General features: G+C 58.3%; 19 protein-coding genes. 14 read left to right on the top strand and 5 right to left on the bottom strand.

Features of this window, described 5'->3' with window-relative positions; genetic code table 11:
• Positions 1–9 precede the first annotated feature (9 nt).
• The gene (locus RRF56_RS13260) at positions 10–1290 is read right to left on the bottom strand and encodes an MSMEG_0569 family flavin-dependent oxidoreductase (RefSeq protein ID WP_317038115.1); all 1281 of its coding nucleotides are present in this window, start codon (positions 1288–1290) and stop codon (positions 10–12) included.
• Between the two features lie 443 nt (positions 1291–1733).
• Here RRF56_RS13260 and RRF56_RS13265 point away from each other — a divergent pair, with 443 nt between their 5' ends.
• The 8 genes from RRF56_RS13265 to RRF56_RS13300 all read left to right on the top strand — a co-directional run bounded on the left by RRF56_RS13265 (position 1734) and on the right by RRF56_RS13300 (position 9048).
• Complete coding sequence (locus RRF56_RS13265) at positions 1734–2216, top strand: MSMEG_0572/Sll0783 family nitrogen starvation response protein (RefSeq protein WP_317038116.1); 483 nt, start codon at positions 1734–1736, stop codon at positions 2214–2216.
• 148 nt (positions 2217–2364) lie between these two features.
• Positions 2365–3402, top strand: coding sequence for a Nit6803 family nitrilase (locus RRF56_RS13270; protein ID WP_317038117.1), 1038 nt, complete (start codon positions 2365–2367; stop codon positions 3400–3402).
• A gap of 151 nt (positions 3403–3553) precedes the next feature.
• Positions 3554–4642, top strand: coding sequence for an MSMEG_0568 family radical SAM protein (locus RRF56_RS13275; RefSeq protein WP_317038118.1), 1089 nt, complete (start codon positions 3554–3556; stop codon positions 4640–4642).
• Between the two features lie 61 nt (positions 4643–4703).
• The gene (locus tag RRF56_RS13280; RefSeq protein WP_317038119.1) at positions 4704–5222 is read left to right on the top strand and encodes an MSMEG_0567/Sll0786 family nitrogen starvation N-acetyltransferase; all 519 of its coding nucleotides are present in this window, start codon (positions 4704–4706) and stop codon (positions 5220–5222) included.
• A 289-nt stretch (positions 5223–5511) separates the two neighbouring features.
• The gene (locus RRF56_RS13285) at positions 5512–6495 is read left to right on the top strand and encodes a sll0787 family AIR synthase-like protein (RefSeq protein WP_317038120.1); all 984 of its coding nucleotides are present in this window, start codon (positions 5512–5514) and stop codon (positions 6493–6495) included.
• A 118-nt stretch (positions 6496–6613) separates the two neighbouring features.
• Positions 6614–7801 (top strand): MSMEG_0565 family glycosyltransferase, encoded by a 1188-nt coding sequence (locus tag RRF56_RS13290; RefSeq protein WP_317038121.1) that lies wholly within the window; start codon positions 6614–6616, stop codon positions 7799–7801.
• Between the two features lie 284 nt (positions 7802–8085).
• Complete coding sequence (locus tag RRF56_RS13295) at positions 8086–8688, top strand: hypothetical protein (protein ID WP_317038122.1); 603 nt, start codon at positions 8086–8088, stop codon at positions 8686–8688.
• A gap of 66 nt (positions 8689–8754) precedes the next feature.
• Positions 8755–9048, top strand: coding sequence for a hypothetical protein (locus tag RRF56_RS13300; RefSeq protein WP_317038123.1), 294 nt, complete (start codon positions 8755–8757; stop codon positions 9046–9048).
• 92 nt (positions 9049–9140) lie between these two features.
• Here RRF56_RS13300 and RRF56_RS13305 read toward each other — a convergent pair whose 3' ends face one another.
• Positions 9141–10586: a phenylalanine--tRNA ligase subunit alpha gene (locus RRF56_RS13305; protein ID WP_317038124.1), complete on the bottom strand. Its 1446-nt coding sequence runs from the start codon at positions 10584–10586 to the stop codon at positions 9141–9143.
• 120 nt (positions 10587–10706) lie between these two features.
• Here RRF56_RS13305 and RRF56_RS13310 point away from each other — a divergent pair, with 120 nt between their 5' ends.
• The 3 genes from RRF56_RS13310 (at position 10707) to RRF56_RS13320 (ending at position 11977) form a co-directional block, all read left to right on the top strand.
• Positions 10707–11162, top strand: coding sequence for a hypothetical protein (locus RRF56_RS13310; RefSeq protein ID WP_317038125.1), 456 nt, complete (start codon positions 10707–10709; stop codon positions 11160–11162).
• A gap of 94 nt (positions 11163–11256) precedes the next feature.
• On the top strand, positions 11257–11514 hold the full coding sequence (locus RRF56_RS13315; RefSeq protein WP_317038126.1) for a TIGR02450 family Trp-rich protein: 258 nt from the start codon (positions 11257–11259) through the stop codon (positions 11512–11514).
• 112 nt (positions 11515–11626) lie between these two features.
• Positions 11627–11977 carry a DUF2973 domain-containing protein gene (locus RRF56_RS13320; protein WP_317038127.1) on the top strand — a complete coding sequence of 117 codons (351 nt, stop codon included), beginning with the start codon at positions 11627–11629 and terminating at the stop codon, positions 11975–11977.
• Between the two features lie 206 nt (positions 11978–12183).
• Here the strand turns inward: RRF56_RS13320 and RRF56_RS13325 are convergent, their stop codons facing one another.
• Together RRF56_RS13325 and crtB are read right to left on the bottom strand one after the other, a co-directional pair.
• Complete coding sequence (locus RRF56_RS13325; RefSeq protein ID WP_317038128.1) at positions 12184–12672, bottom strand: DUF393 domain-containing protein; 489 nt, start codon at positions 12670–12672, stop codon at positions 12184–12186.
• A 200-nt stretch (positions 12673–12872) separates the two neighbouring features.
• Positions 12873–13799, bottom strand: coding sequence for a 15-cis-phytoene synthase CrtB (gene crtB / locus RRF56_RS13330; RefSeq protein ID WP_317038129.1), 927 nt, complete (start codon positions 13797–13799; stop codon positions 12873–12875).
• Positions 13800–14248: 449 nt separating this feature from the next.
• On the opposite strand from crtB, the gene glyA reads away from it, so the two are divergent.
• A complete protein-coding gene (gene glyA / locus RRF56_RS13335; RefSeq protein ID WP_317038130.1) occupies positions 14249–15532 on the top strand; it encodes a serine hydroxymethyltransferase in 1284 nt (427 codons plus the stop codon).
• 346 nt (positions 15533–15878) lie between these two features.
• Positions 15879–16937 (top strand): MraY family glycosyltransferase, encoded by a 1059-nt coding sequence (locus RRF56_RS13340; RefSeq protein ID WP_317038131.1) that lies wholly within the window; start codon positions 15879–15881, stop codon positions 16935–16937.
• Here RRF56_RS13340 and RRF56_RS13345 read toward each other — a convergent pair.
• Positions 16893–18611: a glycosyltransferase family 39 protein gene (locus RRF56_RS13345; RefSeq protein WP_317038132.1), complete on the bottom strand. Its 1719-nt coding sequence runs from the start codon at positions 18609–18611 to the stop codon at positions 16893–16895. The two genes, RRF56_RS13340 and RRF56_RS13345, sit on opposite strands and share 45 nt — an antisense overlap.
• A gap of 109 nt (positions 18612–18720) precedes the next feature.
• On the opposite strand from RRF56_RS13345, the gene RRF56_RS13350 reads away from it, so the two are divergent.
• Complete coding sequence (locus RRF56_RS13350) at positions 18721–20022, top strand: competence/damage-inducible protein A (RefSeq protein WP_317038133.1); 1302 nt, start codon at positions 18721–18723, stop codon at positions 20020–20022.
• The last annotated feature ends 62 nt before the right edge of the window (positions 20023–20084 follow it).

Genomic DNA, 20084 nt, shown 5'->3' on the forward strand with positions numbered 1-20084 from the left:
AAAGATTTTCTAAGACCCGATCGCCACTTCATTGACGGTCTGTGGTGCCCTGGGATAACTGCCCCTAGCTCGGGTAGCCACCTGCTCAGCTAAATACTCGGCGTCGCGGGCAATGCCTGAGAACCGGGCCGACCCCCAGGTGTAGAGCCAGGGCAGACCGAGGAAATACAGCCCCGGTACGGTAGTGACGCCCCGGCGGTGGCCAGGGTAGCCCTGACCATCGAATACAGGCAGATGAATCCAGCTAAAGTCGAGGCCATAGCCGATACACCAAATCACCGCAGTAATGTTGGCTGCTCGGTAATCAATACCGGTCTCAGCGATCTCCGGCTCCCACACGGGACGGTAGGGCGGGTCGATAGGCGCATCGATGTTGTTTTTCTCGATGTAGGTGTCGATGGTGCGCTTAATGCTTTCGGCCACAGCGTCGGCTTTGTCGAGATTTTCTTTTAGGTCATTGCTAAACGCTAGCTGAGTGCCCTGGATATCCATCAGCCGCCCGTGTAGCCCCATGCCCTGAAGGGCAAAGTGGCGCAGGTCAATTTCGCGCCCGCCGCCACGCCCGGTGACGTAGTGGTTGGTTTTGTGGCGAACGGTGTCTTTTTGCGGGTGGTCGTCGATCGCCAGGTCGTAGTAGCCCATCTGGTCAAGCCATTCGACCACATCTTTGCCCCGGTAGCGGCGGGGCGATCGCGGCGCACCCCCCACGCACAAATGCACCTTTCGCCCCGCCAGGTGAAGATCTTCGGCAATTTGGCAGCCCGACTGCCCCGTGCCCACCACGAGCACAGCACCAGGCGGTAACAATTCTGGATTGCGGTATTCAGCAGAATGAATCTGCACCACGTCGGGGGCCAGCCGCTCGGCCAATCGGGGAATTTTTGGCGTATGGTAGCCGCCCGTAGCCACTACCACCTGGTCGGCAGTAAAAGTGCCCTCGATGGTCAGCACCTCAAACCCGCTCCCTGCTTGCCCTCTCACCCGCTGCACCTGAACCCCGGTTTTGATTGGCGGATTAAAGTGACTGGCGTAGCGCTCAATGTATTCCACAATGGCATCGCGGCCCATGAACCCCTCAGGGTCATCGTCAGGGTAGGGAAAACCGGGGAGCTGGCACTGCCAGTTGGGGGTGACCAAACAGAACGAATCCCACCGTTTGGTGCGCCAGGAGTGGGCGATCTGATGTTGCTCAAACACGATGTGGTCGATGCCTAGGCGACTCAGACAGTAGCTGATCGACAGCCCCGCCTGGCCACCGCCGATCACAATTACGCCATAGTGCATAGCCATAGCTGATACCCAGTTTTACGTTTTGGAATGCGGATTCTTGATGGCAAGTCTGGAAGAAACGCTTTCCATTGCCTTGTTTTTGTACCCTAGGCCCTTGCCCAGAGGATGCTTGTAACCTCGGCTACCGAAAGTCTTGATCTAGCGTTAGTGGCAGGGAAGGGGAATGCAATTCTCCTTCGGAGAGGCTGCACCAACGCACCTTTACTGCATTTCTATAGCCTCGATCCAGGTAAATCTAAGCTCTACCCCTATCGAAAGTGATAGGGGTGGTCACAATCAAGCGAGGTTAATCGCATTCCTCTTGCCCCTGCCCCTGTTGATTAGAGCAGTACTCCAAGGTTTGTAGTCACTGATACGAGAACCAGCTGAAATCGCCCCTAAGGTGCTGAAACATGCAGCCGGATATGCAGCGCTGCCAGCAATTTTGCGAGGAGCTAAATTTTATGCCTGAAGTAACTACACCAGCCCATCAGGCTGGGGATTTTCTGGTTGATTACGAAGAAAAAGTGTTTCCTGATGTGCAGGCCGAGCCAGGCGAGAAAGCCCTCGTCACCTTCCACACTGTGGCCTTTGAAGGGTCTATCGGTTTGGTGAACCTGCTGCAAGCTACCCGCCTGATCCGCAAGGGCTTTGAAACCTCGGTGCTGCTCTATGGCCCCGGCGTCACCCTAGGCGTGCAGCGCGGTTTTCCCAAGCTCAACGACGAAGCCTTTCCTGGGCACCTGGCGATGAATAACCAGGTTGTCAAGCTGCTGGAAATGGGCTGCAAGATTTACGCCTGCCGCTTTGCCCTTCAGGCGCTCTATGGCCACGGTGAGCCTTCTCTCATCCCCGGCATTCGGCCCATCAACCCCCTCGACGTGCTCGATATTGTGCTCATGCACCGCAAAGAAGGGGCCTTCATCCTCGACACCTGGACGATGTAGACCCCTCACCCTCAGCCCCTCTCCCCCTGGGAGAGGGGAGACCCGTAGGGTGGGCAGTGCCCACCATTCACCCCAGCCACCAGTCACCAACCTGTGGGATAGCACCGTCCGTGCCCATCGCACAACTCTTCTCCCACCACCAACGCCCATGGACTACACCAAAACCATTCGCGCCGCCGCTGCCCAGATCAGCCCTGTGCTGTTTAGCGGCGACGGCACCACCGAGAAGGTGCTAGAAACCATCGCCGAAGCCGCTCAATCTGGTGTGCAGCTGATTGTCTTTCCCGAGACATTCATTCCCTACTACCCTTATTTCTCCTTTGTGCAGCCGCCCGTACTTATGGGCAAAGAGCACATGCGGCTCTACGAGGAAGCGGTGGCGGTGCCAGGGCCGGTGACTGATGCGGTAAGTCGGGCAGCGCGTTCCTACGGCATGGTAGTAGTGCTGGGGGTGAACGAGCGCGATGGTGGTTCGCTCTACAACACCCAGCTGGTGTTTGACGCCGACGGCAGCCTAGTGCTGAAGCGGCGCAAAATCACCCCCACCTACCACGAGCGCATGGTGTGGGGCCAGGGAGATGGAGCAGGGCTGAAGGTGGTGGAAACGGCAGCGGGGCGCGTGGGTGCTCTGGCCTGTTGGGAACATTACAACCCTCTGGCCCGCTATGCTCTGATGACTCAGCACGAGCAGATCCACTGCGGCCAGTTCCCAGGTTCGATGGTGGGGCAGATTTTTGGCGACCAGATGGAGGTTACCATGCGTCACCACGCCCTAGAGTCGGGCTGCTTTGTGGTCAACGCCACGGGCTGGCTAACCCCAGAGCAAAAGCAGCAAATTACGCCTGACGAAAACCTCCATCGGGTGCTGTCGGGGGGGTGCTACACCGCCATCATCAGCCCGGAAGGGGTGCCGCTGAGCGAGCCAATTACCGAGGGGGAGGGGTTGGCGATCGCAGACCTGGACTTCTCACTCATTACCAAGCGCAAGCGGATGATGGACTCGGTGGGCCACTACGCCCGCCCCGACCTGCTGCGCCTAAAGGTAAATGCCGAACCCTGGTCGGTGGTAGAAACGTCCGCCGCCAAAGCGGTTTCTCCTTTGGCTAATGGGGCGGCCCAGGCTGCTTTTGCTGATGCAGAGTCCATTACCCCATCCCCCAACGAAGCAGAGCTTCCCGCCGGGTAAGGCAGCGGGCCAGACCCCTGGGTTCTGAGGTCAAACGGCAGGTCTGGCCTTTGATCAACGCATAAGAACCCAGGGGTCTTTAGACACATTGGTCACTCGCAGGGGTGGCACAGATCGATGCAGGTTTTTATTGGGTATCGCACAGTAGGCCATGAACAAGCAACGGCTGATTACAGAGCTACAATCCCACGGGCTACAAGTGGTAGATTCGCCCCCCGGTGCGGCGGGCAGGCGGGGCGGCGCAGGCCCCTCTGACCACCGCGCCATCACCATCGACGGCACCACCGTCATGGTGCCGGTCTACACTGACAGCGCCGCCCGCTCTCCTTATACCATCAGGGCTACGGCGGCTAGCCCGCTGCATCTAGAAGCCTCAGGGGAGGCGATCGCCCCTATCGACCTGCCCAATGCGCCCCAGTTTTATAGCCTGACCACCACCGACGGCATTCCCTACTCAAAGATTGCTCTGCTGCACGGGCGCGACGTGCTGGCCACCACGGTGCAGCAGACCTGCATGCGCTACCGCGACCCGGCCACCGCCTGCCAGTTTTGCGCCATTGAGAAATCCCTCGACGCCGGGCGCACCATTGCCCGCAAGACGCCTCAGCAACTGGCGGAAGTCGCGGAAGCCGCCGTGCGGCTCGACGGGGTGACGAACATGATTATGACCACGGGCACGCCAAATACGAGCGATCGCGGTGCGGCCTACCTGACCGAATGCGCTGCCGCCATTCGCCAGCGGGTACCCAACCTGCCTATTCAAGCCCAGTGTGAACCGCCGGACGACTTTGCCTGGTTTGGGCGGATGAAGGCAGCGGGCATCGACAGCCTGGGCATGCACCTGGAGGCGGTAGACCCTGAGGTACGAGCCAAAATTATGCCCGGCAAGGCAGAGGTGCCGCTGACGGTCTATTACCAAGCTTTTGAGGCGGCGGTGCAGGTGTTTGGCTGGGGCCAGGTGAGCACCTACCTGCTGGCAGGCCTGGGCGACAGTCTAGAAACCCTGGTGGAAGCGAGCGATCGCCTGATCCAGATCGGTGTCTACCCCTTCGTGGTGCCCTTTGTGCCCATCGGCGAAACGCCGTTGGCTCACCATCCTGCTCCCAGCAGCGAGTTTATGTTTGCCCTCTACCAGCGAGTGGGGGCACTGCTCAAGCAGTCGGGTATGGCCTCGGCGGATATGAAGGCAGGCTGCGCCAAGTGCGGTGCCTGCTCGGCCCTGTCTACGTTTGAGGGTTGACCCACCCCTACCCCTCCCAGGAGAGGATTTCGCTGACCGGCATTCATTCGACATCACAACCATGGCACTCCATCGCTATAGCTTTGAACTGGCTAAAACTCCCCAAGATCTGGAAGGCTACTTTGCGCTGCGTCAGGCGATTTTTTGCGAAGAGCAGGGGCTATTTGACCACGACGATGCCGACAACCTAGATGGCGTCGCCTATCCCATTGTTGCTCTGGATCATGAGGCATCCCCAGGAAACCGCGTGGTGGGCGTGGTGCGCATCTACGAAAAATCGTCCCGACTCTGGTACGGTGGGCGGCTCGGGGTACACCCCGACTACCGCCGGGTGGGCCGCATCGGCAAAGGGCTGATTCATAAAGCCGTGACTACGGCCAATACCTGGGGCTGCGATCGCTTTCTCGCCACCGTGCAAGAGCAAAATGTCCGCTTCTTTCAGCGCCTCCACTGGGATTCTCTGGAGGAAATGGTGCTGTGCGATCGCACCCACCACCTCATGGAAGCCGACCTGGCCCACTATCCCCCCAGCGACGAGGTGCGGCCTTTACTGCCTTGGTCGTTGCAAGAAGTGTCGTGATAAGTGGATGGGTAGATGGGCGTACGGGTAGATGCGCACAGACTAAGAACAGTTGAAACCCTAGGGTCGAAAGCTGCCCACCGGCCAATTTGCAGGACATAGATTTAAACCGATGATCAGCCAATCCTTTCCGTCGGGTCCAGGGCGGTGGAACGTCCCTGGTCGACGGGGGTCTGGGGCCAGCGAAATGGCCCCAGCGGCATTTCTGGCTTCTCACCACGCACCTCCGTCAGCAATACAGTCCATGTCCCATCAGATAGCCCCTATTTCAGACATCCCCAAAGCATTCATGTCAGACGAGTTAAAGCTATGGGAGCTGGCTGCTGAACTGCGGCGATCGCTTGGCATTCTCCACAAGCAAGACATCCAAACAGCAGCGAATCGTCTGGGGGCCCACGTCCGATCAACCCACCAAAAGCCAATTCTGCTAGGCGACGACTGCGCCGCCATCCCCGACGGCGACGGCTACCTGCTGCTGGCCGCCGAGGGCATGTGGCCCACCCTGGTCGAAACCGACCCCTGGTTCGCCGGTTGGTGCGCCGTCATGGTCAACGTCAGCGACATCTACGCCATGGGGGGCCGCCCGATCGCCGTCGTCGACACCATCTGGAGCCAGTCGCCAGAATCAGTTGATCTCCTCTGGCAGGGCATGGTCGCCGCCTCCCAAGCCTTCAACGTGCCAATTGTAGGAGGCCACACCAGTTGCCACAGCCCCTACGCCGCCCTATCAGTGGCCATCCTGGGCCGCGCCAGCCGCTTGATCACCAGCTTCAGTGCCCAGCCGGGGGATGTGCTGCTCCATGTGGTGGATATGCAGGGCCAGATGCACCCCAAATATCCCTTTTGGAACGCGGCGACGGAGTGTGAGCGCGATCGCCTGCGCGTCAACCTGGAACTGCTGCCCCAACTCGCCGAAGCGGGCCTCTGCGATACCGGCAAAGACATCAGCATGGGCGGCATTGTGGGCACAACGCTGATGCTGCTAGAAACATCGGGGTGCGGAGCGGTGTTAGATGTGGGTGCGATCGCCCCCCCGGCCCAGGTCGAACTCCTGCCCTGGCTGCTCAGCTTCCCCAGCTACGGCTACCTGCTTAGCGTGCGGCCCGACGCCGTGGGCCAAATTCAGCCCCAGTTCCACAACCGAGGGCTGGTGTGCAACCCTGTGGGCAAAATTACTCAAGGGCAAACCCTCACCTTGAAACTGGGTGATGCCTCCCTCTACTTTTGGGATTTTGCCATCGAATCCCTCACCGGGTTTGGAGCTGGAGTTTAATTTTGATTAGCGGGTTTCTCGCTGCCGCCAGAGACCGGGTTTCTGGAGGTTTAGACATAACCTATGGCTACCCACAGAAGAAACCCGGTCTCTTTAAAGCCCTACATTACGTTGCTCGATGTCCCAACCTCTCAGGATTGCTCTGCTGACCTACGCCACCAAGCTGCGGGGCAGTGTGGTGCACACGCTAGAGTTGGCAACGGCGCTGACAGAATTGGGGCATCAGGTCTGCGTCTATGCCCTCGATAAAGACGGTCAGGGCTTTGATCGTTCTATTCCAGCCACCGTGCAGCTAGTGCCCACCCAGCCGCCGCCTACTGGGCTTACCCCCGACCAGGCCACCGACGCGCTGATTCGCCAGCGCATTCAAGAATTGGTCGATTATTTTTTGGCCCATCCTGAAGAAAATTACGATATCTACCACGCCCAAGACTGCATCGGGGCCAACGCCCTGGTGCAGCTCAGGCAGCAGGGACGCGTGCCCAATGTGGTTAGAACCGTCCACCACATCGAAGACTACGCCAGCATCTACCTCAGGCAGTGCCAGGATAAGTCGATTCGCCACCCCGATCTCTGTCTGTGCGTCAGCGATCGCTGGCAGACCGCCCTCCGCCACGAGTACGGCATCGTGGCACCCCGCGTCCTAAACGGCGTCGATGTAAGACGCTTTTCCCCAGTTCCTTCAGGCCAGGAGGAGGCCATCAAAGCTCGCTACGGCCTGACCGGATCGCCCATTTTCCTCACCGTGGGCGGCATCGAGCCCCGCAAGAATTCGCTTCGCTTACTCGAAGCCTTTGCCCAGGTGCTCACCACCCATCCCCAGGCGCAGCTGGTGATTGCGGGCGGGGCCACCCTGTTTGACTACGAACCCTACCGTCAGGCATTCTTTGCCCTGGCAGAAACCCTAGCGCAGCACCACGGGTCAATGATTGGCAAATCTGTCCTATTGCCGGGGGTGATCCCCGATGACAACTTGCCCGCCCTGTATCGCGCCGCCGACGTGTTTTGCTTTCCTTCCACCAAAGAGGGCTGGGGGCTGGTAGTACTGGAAGCGATCGCATCAGCCCTACCTGTCATCACCGCCAACCAGCCACCCTTTACCGAATTTTTGAACACGGACCAGGCACTCTTAGTCGATCCAGACTCTGCGGCTGCTATTGCCGCCGCCATGGTAACAGCACTGGATCCTACAGTCTCCCAAAAGCTCAGTTGCCGCAGTCAGTCAGTGCTGGCCAACTACACTTGGCAAAAGTCGGCCAGCCTTCACACCGACCAATACCAAACCCTGACAGAACGGCCAACTTAGCCCTCTAAAACCCACCCAAGCCAGGGAATTCTGACTACTATAGGAATAGTGCGATCGCCGCCTATTTTAGACCGGTCGCCCGTCAGCTATCTTCCATTCCAAGTTAATGCCAGCACGCCCCGTTTTAGGTGCTTGCGAGTTCTTGTTGGGTCAGCAGGCCAGGGCAATTGCCTCGGCTTACCGCAATCACCAGCCGCTTCCCGGCTAACGTTAGCGCCTGCGATCCCCTTCAGCCTGCAAAAATTTGTTCAGGCTAACCAACGCTCCCCTCAGTGGCCGCCGCCATGGTCAACGCCGTTTCTCCCCCCGTCGATACCCTGCCTCCGGTGGATGCCCTGCCCCCCGACGAGGTACAGCTCAGCCTGCCCGTAGAAGAACCGACTCCAGACCCGCCCGCTATATCTGCCGCGACCCTGGCCCTGGCGGCTCAGGACGTGCGTATGGTGCTGCGCGAGCAAAACGAGCAGAGCCAGATTTTGACCACCAAACTCAACATTTTGTTTGTGGCCAACGGGGCGCTGCTGACCAGCCTCAGCATTTCGCGGCTGTTGGTCAGCAGTAGCGTCTTTAGCCTGGCTGAAATTGTGGGCTTTTTAGTCAGCTTTTCACTATTGATGGGGGCGTTTTTGCCCCGCCAGGTAGCTGTCACCCCCAACCTCGAAGATCGTAAATTTTTAGAAACTTATCTAGCGCTACCCGAGCAAGACTACCAGTTGCAAATGCTGGTCAACCTGTCTGAAACCTACAATGCCAACAAGCAGCGCCTCGAAGACACCTCTCAGAGCCTCAAGTATGCGGCCTACACCATCTGGAGCACAACTGCTATCATGCTGGTACATATCCTGGTAATTTACGTGGCTAGTGGGTCATCTTCTGGGTTACTCTAGCCCCAGTCTAGAGCTGACTCAAAGCTCTGGCTCTAACGTTTTTGACCGCCTGCGGCGGGCACCAGTATGAGTGATGGACAGCAAGAAACAACCCTAGATCGGCGCGTGGTTTTGCCCGAGCCCGACGCCAGCAACATCACGGTGCTGACCGAAAGTTTACCCAACGAGCCGGTCTTGCCCTGGCACCACTTCGACTCGCCCTGGCTAGAGCGTGACCCCGATGAGCCTGCTGACTCGGGCGAACCCCCTTCAGACCCAGCGGTTGAGGCGGAGCCAGTTGAGCAGCTCACCCTAGAACTAGAGGTGCTAGAGGTGATGGTTGGCGCTGCGGACAACTTACCGGAAGAGTCTGCCGCCTAGGGCGTGTCATCAATTGTGACTACAATCTTGATCCCATCAGCACTACCACGCCCGACCCCTAGGACAGGGGCGTTTGCGAAGATATTGCCTAACTACAGCCGAATCTCTGGCCCAATTAAATCCGATAGTTTCTCTACGTCGTAGAGCAACATGGCGATGCGCTCTAGGCCCAGCCCCCAGGCCACGGTAGACTTGTCGCCGCAGCCCAGGGGTTCGAGCATTTCCTGACGAAACAGGCCCGAGTTGCCCACCTCAATGTAGCGATCGCTGGGGGGATGGTAGGCAAACACCTCGAGCGACGGCTCGGTGTAGGGGTTGTAGGTGGGCTTAAATTTCAAATCCTTGAAGCCCAATCGCTCGTAGAAATAGGTGAGGTAGCCCATTAGCGTACGCACACTGAGCAGTTCACCCACAACCACTCCTTCAATTTGGTGAAACTCGGCCAGGTGGGTGCGATCGACTGTCTCGTTGCGAAACACGCGATCGATGGAGAAGTATTTACCAGCTTGACCCTGGATCTGGTGCAGGCGGCGGGCGGTAGAAGTAGTGGTGTGGGCGCGCAGAATGGCGCGACTAGCTTCGGCTTCAGTCCAATCGCCGCCGTAGTTGGCTTCATGCACCCGCTTGACCTGCTGTACTAAGGCGGCATCGTCTGGCAGGGGTAAGGTCTGGGGGTTGGCTAAGTAGAAGGTATCTTGCACCTCGCGGGCCGGATGGTCTTGGGGGGTAAACAGGGCATCAAAGTTCCAAAAGGCCGATTCCACCAGATAGCCCGACATTTCGTCGAAGCCCATATTCAGAAAAATATCGCGAATGCGCTGAATGCACTGGGTGAGGATGGTGGGCCGCCCGTAGGCTACATCGGGCACCTCAGCCTGGATGTCGTAGGGTTTGAGGTCAACCTGCCGCCACTGCCCCGACAAAATTAGCTCACTGGTCAGGGTAGTCACCACATCCCCTAGGTCTAGGGCTTGCAGGGCAGGCAGCACAGTGAGGCTGTAGTCGGTCTCGACTCGGCTGGTGACATAGCCCTGCTGTTGCAGCCACTCTAGGGAGGAGGCAGCCCCTCCATCTAAGGCCTGACCGGCGGCGATCGCCCCAAACACCGCCTGCCGCTGCTGGTAGGCCGCCAACACTGACGACTTGAGCACAGTCACGACGCCCTCTCTGTCGCCATCAGCCAAGTCAACCGCCTGCTCACGGCGCAGGGCTCCATAGTTGAGGCTAAAGGCGCTGCCTAACTCGGTTTGGAGAGTGGCGCGATCGCCCACGCCCTGCAATAACCGATCGGCCAAGGGAAACCCCGGCAAAACCTTACCCAAGGCTTCGCCCTTGGCCGTTAGCACCCAGGCTTGCTGGGTGTGCTCCTGCCGCTGCACATAGCCATCTAAGGCCCCACTCAGCAAAAAGCCATGGATAAAGTTGACATCAAAACCGGCCTCGGCACAGAGCGATCGCAGACTGTCCACCCGCTGCTGACGTTGCAACAGTTCTACAAACTGTCGCTGTTTGCCGGTGAGCCGGAGCAAATCAAGCATGGCCAAGCCCTGAAAATCTCTCTTAGCCTACCAATCTTCAACCATTCCCAACGACCAGGATTGATGAAAAGATAGACACCACGACAGTCACCACTGCCCAGCTTTCCCGAGAACCACCCCATGACCGACGAACCAACGCTGCCCGCTGGCCCTAGCTTTGGCCTCACCTTTCTCTATTACTTTTGTGGCACGGCCCTACTCACCACCCTGCTAGCGGTTAAAACCCTGGGCATCGGTCTAGACACCGGCCTGCCCAACCAGTACGGCCTCGTCTTTGGGGTCTTAGGCGGGCTCATGGGGGCCTTAGTCAATCGCAGCACCACCCTAACGCTGCCCATTAGCAGTCGCAAAACCTTTCGGCGCGAACTCGATGCCGCCCTGGCCGAAATGGGCTATACCGAAGATCCAGACGCCAGCGCCGAGGGCATTTTAGTCTACCGTCGGCCCTTCATCCGCCAGCTCCTGTCAGGCCGCATCTACGTGCTGATCACCGACAAACAAGCCCAAATCAGCAGCCGCAAAATTCATATGGGCGGCGTCAAGAAACGGCTTGAAGCCAACGGCATTAGACTCTAAGAAAAACAAGAAACGAAATTTCAAAGCCAACAACCCCACTCATCTACCCATCCACTCATCCACTCATCTACCCATCCACTCCCCACTCCCCCTCATGCCCCGCAAACAAAAGTACCCCCACCTGCTCGGCTCCAAGTGGACAGCTCACCAAAAAACCGAGGGCTGGCGGCACTTTCAGGTAGCCAACCGCAAACAAGAAGGCCCTTGGGTGTTTGCAGAGCTAGTGGCGTCCTGCGACCCAACGGTACGGCTGTGGGTCAATGCTCAACAGCTCAAAAACCGATCGCTCTGGCAGCCGGGTTGGCAACCGCTCAGCGACCTTACCCTCGATACGGAGCCCGCAGAATTCTAGTTAAACTAAAAGATGGGCAAGTTAAGTCTTTAGTTTTTCGCGTTGTCAAAGCACGTAGGCCTTAAACGCGTTAAAGTCAATACAGGCAAAGGTTCGCCAGAGGACAGCAGCTATGTGGCACGTCGTTTACATCATTGCATTTGCGGTTCTGGCTATCATAGCCATCGCGAACCTGGTCAGAAACTTGATCTTGCTCGGCGGCAACGCCCGCAATCCTCAGTCGTCTAGAGCCTACGGTGGCCAGCCCTCTAGCCAGGGCAACAGCCGATTTTCATCGGACAGCAACCACTCAGTTCCCCATCCTGAGCTGCTAGACCAAGATGGCCAGGTGATTCGAGAACCGCTGCTGGTCATGCGATCGATTTCCGTCAAAGATGCGCGAGAACAGCTCGATGCTCTCTACAACGGCACCGGCAACTCCCTTGACGATACCGAAGACAACGGCTCTGACGCGGAGCGGTAACTTAGGCGACTTCTGAAAAATAGTTTCCCCAATGTTGGGCAGTGCCCACCCTACAGCGGCTACAGTTGATCGGTTAAAGCTGGTATCTTTTTTCCTAGAAATCTCCTTAACCGCTAACCCTAAATACCACAAATACAACTTCAAAGAGCTGAGGCTCCTTTCAGAGGCCTCAGCTCTTTGGTTTAGGCGGATAGATACCTTAGGTATCAGACCTGGCAGCGATCGCCGCAGTCGGCCTGCTGTCGGGCATCTCGCTCGGCCAGAATAGTTTTCAGGCTGGGTCGCCCGGTGACAGCCAATCGCCAGTCGGCCCAAATTCCGTAGACCCAGTCCACTAAACCACCAATGACAGGCCAGCCGGTGGGCGCATACATCCACCCGATGCCCAGGGCGGCGTAAACCTGACGAAAGACTTCCACATTTTTAATCACAGTGCCATCGGGCAGCACTGCATGAATTCGCCCCATGGCTGTGGCAAAATCTACCCCGCCATTAGCCTCAGGAGAATAGCTGTCGTCAGCGATATCAGTAAAGGCGACTAAGCCCCGACCATTGTCTTTCTGCCGCAGAAAATTGACTTCTCGCAAGCATAGAGGGCAGTCACCATCGTACAGCAGCTTGATTTTCCAAGCGCCCGATCGCCCAGCAGCCCTCGGGTTTAATTGGTCAGAGGCAGAATCAGCAGTAGTAGCCATAGCAACCCAAGTCAGTTATGTCAGGAAAGACTCCTACACATATCTTAATGAATCTGGCCAACCCTGGCTAAGTAGGAAGGCTCAATTAAATATAAACCCCACGTAGGATGGGCAAAGCATCGCGTGCCCATCATCAAGACGATGAGCACGGGCATGGCCCTTTGCCCATCCTACGTTTAACGCTACCGGCTTACCCCCCGCTACAGCACACGCGCCTTCAGCAGCGTGCCGGGCAGCGTCATCAATTTGCGCAATGAGGGCACGTAGGCACGCTGGCTAAACACGTCGTAGCCATTCTTTTCGATCACATCCAAAATTTGGCGATAAAGGGCCAACGCCGACCACACAGGCCAACGAGCGTCTTCACTCAGCAGCCCAATGCCGCTCTCTGCCTCGGTGTAGAACCGACGGGCGCGATCGATCTGAAAGGCCATCAGGGCGCGCCAGCGATCGTCTACAACTCCGGCCATCAGGTCGGCTTCGGTATAGTCAAAGGCGGCTAGATCGCCCAGGGGCAGATAAATGCGGCCTCGGCGGGCATCTTCGCCCACGTCGCGCAGAATGTTGGTGAGCTGGTTGGCGATGCCTAAAGCGATCGCCTGGGGGGTCGGATCGAGGTGCTGCTGCTGGCTCCAGGGAGCGGTTTGCAGCTGGGTGTCGATACCCATCACCGTAGTGGACATCAGGCCCACGGTGCCCGCCACCCGATAGCAGTAGAGCTCTAAATCTTCAAAGGTGTCGTAGCGAGAACGATGCAAGTCCATCCGCTGGCCCGCAATCATGTCGCGGAAGGGCTGAATGTCGAGGGGGAACTGCTCGAGGGTATCGACCAAGGCCACATCTTCGTCATCCACCGGGCAACCCGCAAAGATGGACTCTAGCTGCGCCTCCCAGCGGTCCAGCGTTTTTTCGCTGGTGAACTGCGCCTGCGGCCCATCTACGAGTTCGTCGGTGCGGCGGCACCAGACATAAATAGCCCAAATGGCGCGCCGTTTGGCGGGGGCCATCAGCATGGTGCCGGTGTAAAACGTCTTGGAATACTTCGCCGTGACGCGCCGACACACTTCGTAGGCATCCTCAACGGAGGATAGGGATTGGATGGGGGGAGAATCCGTCAGTTGCAGCATTAATGACCCAAACCTGGAGAATATAAATCTCAAACCGACTACAGGCAATTCTGCTTAACCTAGCCTCTCACAACTGCACCCAACTTTGGCAAAACAGTTGAAATCGGCCCATTCTCCTGAAGCAACCCTGCCTCTGCCGTTCTTAAAGATTATATGTTGCAATCCGTAACATTTGCCCGCTAATTCAGAATATCTGCGGCGCTGGCCCAAGCCACAGCCATTGCCAACCTACCCATTTCAGAACTAAGCCAGATAAGATAATAGACTGCGTATTCAAACTGCTCAACGTCACTGGCCGCCGTGGCGCTTTGCAAACAGACTTCGTTTGTGGCCGATTATGCCCGTAAGCAGCCGCAAATCACCTCCCGGGGAAAGGTGCCCTATCGGCTATTCCGTTGGCCCCCCTGGTCTACGTAGTGCAGTTCTATTGATTGTTGGGAGCCTTGCCCGTGCCTCAAACTAACTTTGATTTTTTGCAAGAATCTGATCCGCTGCTGGCGAGCATTGTGCAGCGCGAGCTTCAGCGTCAGCGCGACCACCTGGAGCTGATTGCCAGCGAGAATTTCACATCGGCAGCGGTACTGGCCGCCCAGGGGTCGGTGCTGACCAACAAATACGCCGAGGGGCTGCCCGGCAAGCGCTACTACGGCGGCTGCGCCTTTGTGGATGAGGCTGAGCAACTGGCGATCGATCGCGCTAAAGAACTGTTCGGCGCAGCCCATGCCAACGTTCAACCCCACTCCGGTGCCCAGGCCAACTTTGCTGTCTTTTTGGCCCTGCTAGAGCCCGGCGACACCATTCTGGGTATGGATCTCTCCCACGGGGGTCACCTCACCCACGGGTCGCCGGTCAACGTGTCGGGCAAGTGGTTTAAAGTGTGCCAGTACGGCGTTAGCCGCGAGACTGAGCAGCTCGACTTTGATCAAATTCGCCAGCTCGCCCTAGAGCACCGGCCCAAGCTGATCATCTGCGGCTACTCGGCCTACCCCCGCACCATCGACTTTGAGAAATTCCGCGCGATCGCCGACGAAGTCGGGGCCTACCTCATGGCCGACATCGCCCACATCGCTGGCCTAGTGGCCGCTGGTCAGCACCCCAACCCCCTGCCCTACTGCGATGTGGTCACCACCACCACCCACAAAACCCTGCGCGGCCCGCGCGGCGGCCTGATTCTCACCCGCGATGCCGAGTTGGGCAAAAAGTTTGACAAGGCCGTCTTCCCCGGCAGCCAGGGTGGCCCGCTAGAGCACGTGATTGCTGCGAAGGCTGTGGCCTTTGGTGAAGCCCTCAAGCCCGAGTTTCGCGCCTACGCCGGCCAGGTGATCGCCAACGCCAAGCAGCTGGCCGCTCAGCTCCAGCAGCGGGGCATCAAAGTAGTGTCCGACGGCACCGACAACCACCTGGTACTGTGCGATCTGCGCTCCATTGGCATGACCGGCAAGCGCGCCGACCAGTTGGTCAGCGACGTCAATATCACCGCTAACAAAAACACGGTGCCCTACGACCCCGAGTCGCCCTTTGTCACCAGCGGGCTGCGCCTCGGCTCTCCGGCCATGACCACTCGCGGCATGGGCGAAGCGGAGTTTACCGAAATCGCTGACATCATCGCCGATCGCCTACTTAACCCCGAGGATGCGACGATGGCTGAGCACTGTAAGCGACGGGTGGCCGCCCTGTGCGATCGCTTCCCCCTCTATGCTCACCTAGGCGGGTTGGTACCAGCCTTAGTTTAAGCACGGGTTAGGTTTTGGGTTTTAACTGCCTCTGAAGCTAAAACCCAAAACCGCCAAAATCTACAAGCAGGCTACCGAGTTTGGCCAAAACTCCAGGCAATATCGCAGAAAGTTAGGGTTGCACCTTAATGATCTGTCATAATTGCATGGAGTTTTTGCCTATATGGCAGGACTCGACCTATCCTATGGACTGTTTCGGGCAGAATACGCTCTGACTAGGTCACGTTGGCACCAGGCTACTGGATGGGGCTGACCTAAATAGAGCAGATGCCGTCAAAGCACTGTAGGCTGCTGGGGTAGAGCCTGACTTGACGGATGGAGGGTTCTCCAACTAGGAGGGGTGAAGATGCCGTTTGTTTTGTATCACGTGTTGGCCTTTGGTATCTCCGCCGCGGTGGTACTCGGTACGACGCCCATCGTGCGTCGCATTGGCTTGAAAAGCGGGCGAGTAGATCAGCCCGGAGGGCGCAAAGTACATGACAAGCCCATGGTGCGCCTGGGCGGAGTTTCAATCTTTTTAGGCACCCTGCTGGCCCTGCTGGTGGTCTGGGCGTTGGGCGGGTTCATTGATGCCACTGGCGCTCACCTGGCCCCTCCCCAAGAGTTTCAAATCTGGGGCGTTACTCTGGGTGGGCTTGCCTTCTTTCTAATTGGTCTGACAGACGATCTGTTTGGCCTGTCGCCCTTGAGCCGTCTGTTCATGCAGGCGGTGGTCGCCACCATGGCTTGGTATGTGGGAGTTAGCATCGACTTTCTGACCATTCCCTTCTACGGCCTGATTCAACTCCCCGACTTTATCAGCCTGCCGGTCACCATTCTTTGGTTGGTAGGCATGGCCAACGCCATCAACTGGATTGATGGGCTCGATGGTTTAGCCGCCGGAGTATCCGGCATTGCCGCCCTAGTCATGCTGGTGGTGAGCCTTTACATGAACCAGCCTGCCGCAGCGCTGATTGCAGCGGCGGTGGCGGGGGGTGCCCTGGGCTTTTTGCGCTACAACTTCAACCCCGCCAAAATTTTTATGGGTGACGGCGGTGCCTACTTTATGGGCTTTACCCTGGCCGGGGTAGGGGTGATTGGCTTGGTGAAGACCGTCACCACAGCGGCGGTGCTATTACCCTACCTAATTCTGGCGGTGCCTATTTTAGACATGTCAGCGGTGATTGTCGATCGCCTGCGCGAAGGCAAATCTCCCTTTGTGGCCGATAAGCGCCACCTGCACCACCGGCTGCTGAAGGCGGGGCTATCGCACCGGGTGACGGTGCTGTTTATCTACGTGCTGACCCTGTGGGCGGGCACGCTGGCGTTGGCCTTTGCGGGGGTGCCCAGTGGGTTGGTCTATGCCCTAGCCACCACGGCGCTACTCAGTTACACCGGCTGGCGGCTGCGGCAGCGCACTCGCTGAGGGACCGTAGGGGTAGACATAGGCTTGGCGCAGATTGGTGGCCCGATAAACATGAATCGTTTCGGTTACCTCGCCGCCACGCCTCAGGGGCACAGTGCCCAGAGGTTCGATGGTGTCAAATAGCGGCTGGTAGCGAGCCAAAATTTCGTCATCTTGAGCAAAGCGATCGAGGGTGAGGTAAAGCGCATCTTGGCCCACCCAGTCTTGGGGGTTGAACCAGAAGGCAAACCCTCGCGGGTCTTGGCTAAAGGCGGTGACGGGTAGGTCTAGGATGGGGTGAATAGCCATGGCGAAGTAGCCACCCAAGTAGTATTCGTTGGTGAATACAAACCCGACCTCGTCTAAGGCGGCCCGGAGGGCGGGGGTACTGGCAAACTGCCGCTGTAGCTGGCTAGTATCGATTAACTCCGTCGAGCCATCTTGCTCGACCGGCAATAGGCCACCAAAGGGGGCGTAGGTGCTGGGCTGCTGCAAGACACCGAGCCGCAGGTGCAGTAGCGCGATCGCAGACAGGGTCGCCAAAAATAGCCCTGACCCCCACAACCCGCGCCGAATTAACCGGGGTCGCTGGCGCTGCCAGACCAGCACCTGGGCCGCCAGCAAAATCACCATGCCCCAGTAGCCTGGTGCGGGCCAGGCGGGCAAAATTTGCTGTTTACCGCCTAGCAGGGTAAACAGCAGCATGATCGGCAACGACAGCCAGAGAATCAGGGCCTGCCTATGGTGGGTCTCAGTTTCGTCACTACTCGGGCTGGGGGAAAACAAAAACCGCGCCTGCCGCCCGCTCTGTTTGGCCGCTACCCACCACAACGGAAACCCAAACAGCGGAAACAGATAGACAATGGACAGCAGCCAGTAGCCCACCATTTGTCCTAGGCTAAATCCGCTGCTGCCAGTGTTGCCGTCAAACCGCATGCCCAACTGAAAGCGAAAGGAAATCCAGTCGTGCTGGCTATTCCAGTACCAGAGGGGGAACAGGGTGAGGGCAAACACTCCGAGGGAAAGCAAGGTCCAGGGCGATCGCAGCGCGGCGCGGTAGGGCCGATAGATGGCACAAAACCCCACCAAACTGAGACCCAACACAAACCCGTGATACTTACTCAAGCCCGCCAGGGCGACCGTCAGCCCCAGGCCGACAATGCGCCAGGTCGGTCTGTAGATCCATGCCTCCCCAGGGGTGCTGAGGCGAGTGTTAGGGAAAAACTCCCAGGCGGCCACCAACAGCGTTGCGCTCCAAAACAAGATCAGCGCATTGTCGGGGGATGTGAGAATGCCAAAGCCAATGGTGATCAGCGGTATCAGGGTGATTAGGGCCAGAGTCATCTGGCCTACCGCCGCCGAAAACAACCAAGTTGCCGCCAGATACAACAGCCCCAGGCTGATGCAGTAGAGCACCAAAGCCCCAATTCGCAGGGTAAACGGAGAAATGACACCAGTGAGCCACCAGCCCACCCCCGTGGTTAAGGCGACCATGGGCGGATGGTCGAAGTAGCTCCAGTTAAGGTAGCGACTGTAGAGGTAGTAGTAGGCCTCGTCAAAGCCCGGCAGCATCCACAGCGCGACAATAGTGCGGTAGATCAGGCCGCCTAGCAGCAGAGCAACCAGCCCTTTGGCCCAGCCGGGTTTGCGATCGCCCCCAGAGGCGGGTTTTTGACCATCGCTCCAACCTGTCATCGGGCAATCTCCCTTGCAAAACCAATCTGCAAAACCAGCTTTTCCTGGCTCCCTGCAATGGTCATAATGACACTATTGCGCCCCAGCTATCCTGTCTTGAGCCTGCCCTATGCCCCCCAGCCCAGTCTCACCACTATCCGAAACCGCCCCCACCCCACCCGCCCCCCAGAGTGCCGAGATCATCTGCGTGGGTACCGAGCTGCTGCTAGGGGATATTCTCAACGGCAATGCCCAGTTTTTAGCGAAAGAGCTGGCGGCCCTCGGCATTGCCCACTACTACCAAACTGTGGTAGGTGACAACCCAGCCCGGATCCAGCAGGCGGTGACCATTGCCGCCGCGCGATCGCAGCTCCTGATCTTTACGGGCGGTCTTGGCCCCACCCCCGACGATCTCACCATTGAGACCCTGGCCCACCTGTTTGAAACGCCTCTGGTAGAGCATGCCGACCTGCTGGCCGACATTGAAACCAAATTCACCGCCCGGGGTCGCACCATGCCCCCTAGTAACCGCAAACAGGCGCTGCTGCCTGAAGGGGCAGCGGTCTTGCCCAATCCCCAGGGCACTGCCCCCGGCATTATCTGGTCACCCCGCCCCCAGCTAACGCTGATCACCTTTCCCGGCGTGCCCCGCGAAATGCAGGCCATGTGGCGAGAAACCGCCAGGCCCTACCTGCATGAACAGGGCTGGGTAACCACCACCATCGTCAGCCGCATGCTGCGGTTTTGGGGCATTAGCGAATCGGCGCTAGCAGAGCAGGTCGCCCCCTATTTGAGCCAGGGCAATCCAACGGTAGCCCCCTACGCCAGCCAGGGCGAAGCCAAGTTGCGCATTAGCGTGCGGGCCGACTCTCGGGAATCGGCCCTGGCCCAAATTGAGCCGGTGGAAGCGGGCATTCGCGCCCTAGTGGGTGCCGACTGCTACGGGGCCGATGACGATACGCTGGCCACCGTGGTGGGGCAATTGCTGCTTCAGCGGCAGCAGACCGTAGCGGTGGCCGAATCTTGCACGGGCGGCGGGTTGGGGCAGCTGTTCACCACAGTGGCGGGCAGCTCGTCCTACTTTCGGGGTGGCGTGATTGCCTACGACAACCAGGTGAAAGTCAATCTGCTCAAGGTCGATGCCGCTGTGCTAGACGACCAGGGCGCAGTCAGTGCAATCGTGGCTGAACAAATGGCCTTGGGAGCCAAGGCACTCTTGGGCACCGACTGGGCCTTGAGTATTACCGGCATCGCTGGGCCTGACGGCGGTACGGCCACTAAACCCGTGGGGCTGGTTTACATTGGCCTAGCCACCCCCGACGGGGAGGCAGTCAGCTACAAGCACGAGTTTTCAGGCTATCGCGGTCGCGACTGGGTGCGTCAACTCAGCGCCCTCTCCGCCCTGGATGCTCTGCGGCGCAACCTGCTGTAACGGTTAGGTTGATCATTTGCTTCAATTGGCTATTATGTAATTATGGATTAAGTGCACCCCAC

Origin of the sequence: Nodosilinea sp. E11, assembly GCF_032813545.1 — a bacterium.
Taxonomy (GTDB): domain Bacteria; phylum Cyanobacteriota; class Cyanobacteriia; order Phormidesmidales; family Phormidesmidaceae; genus Nodosilinea.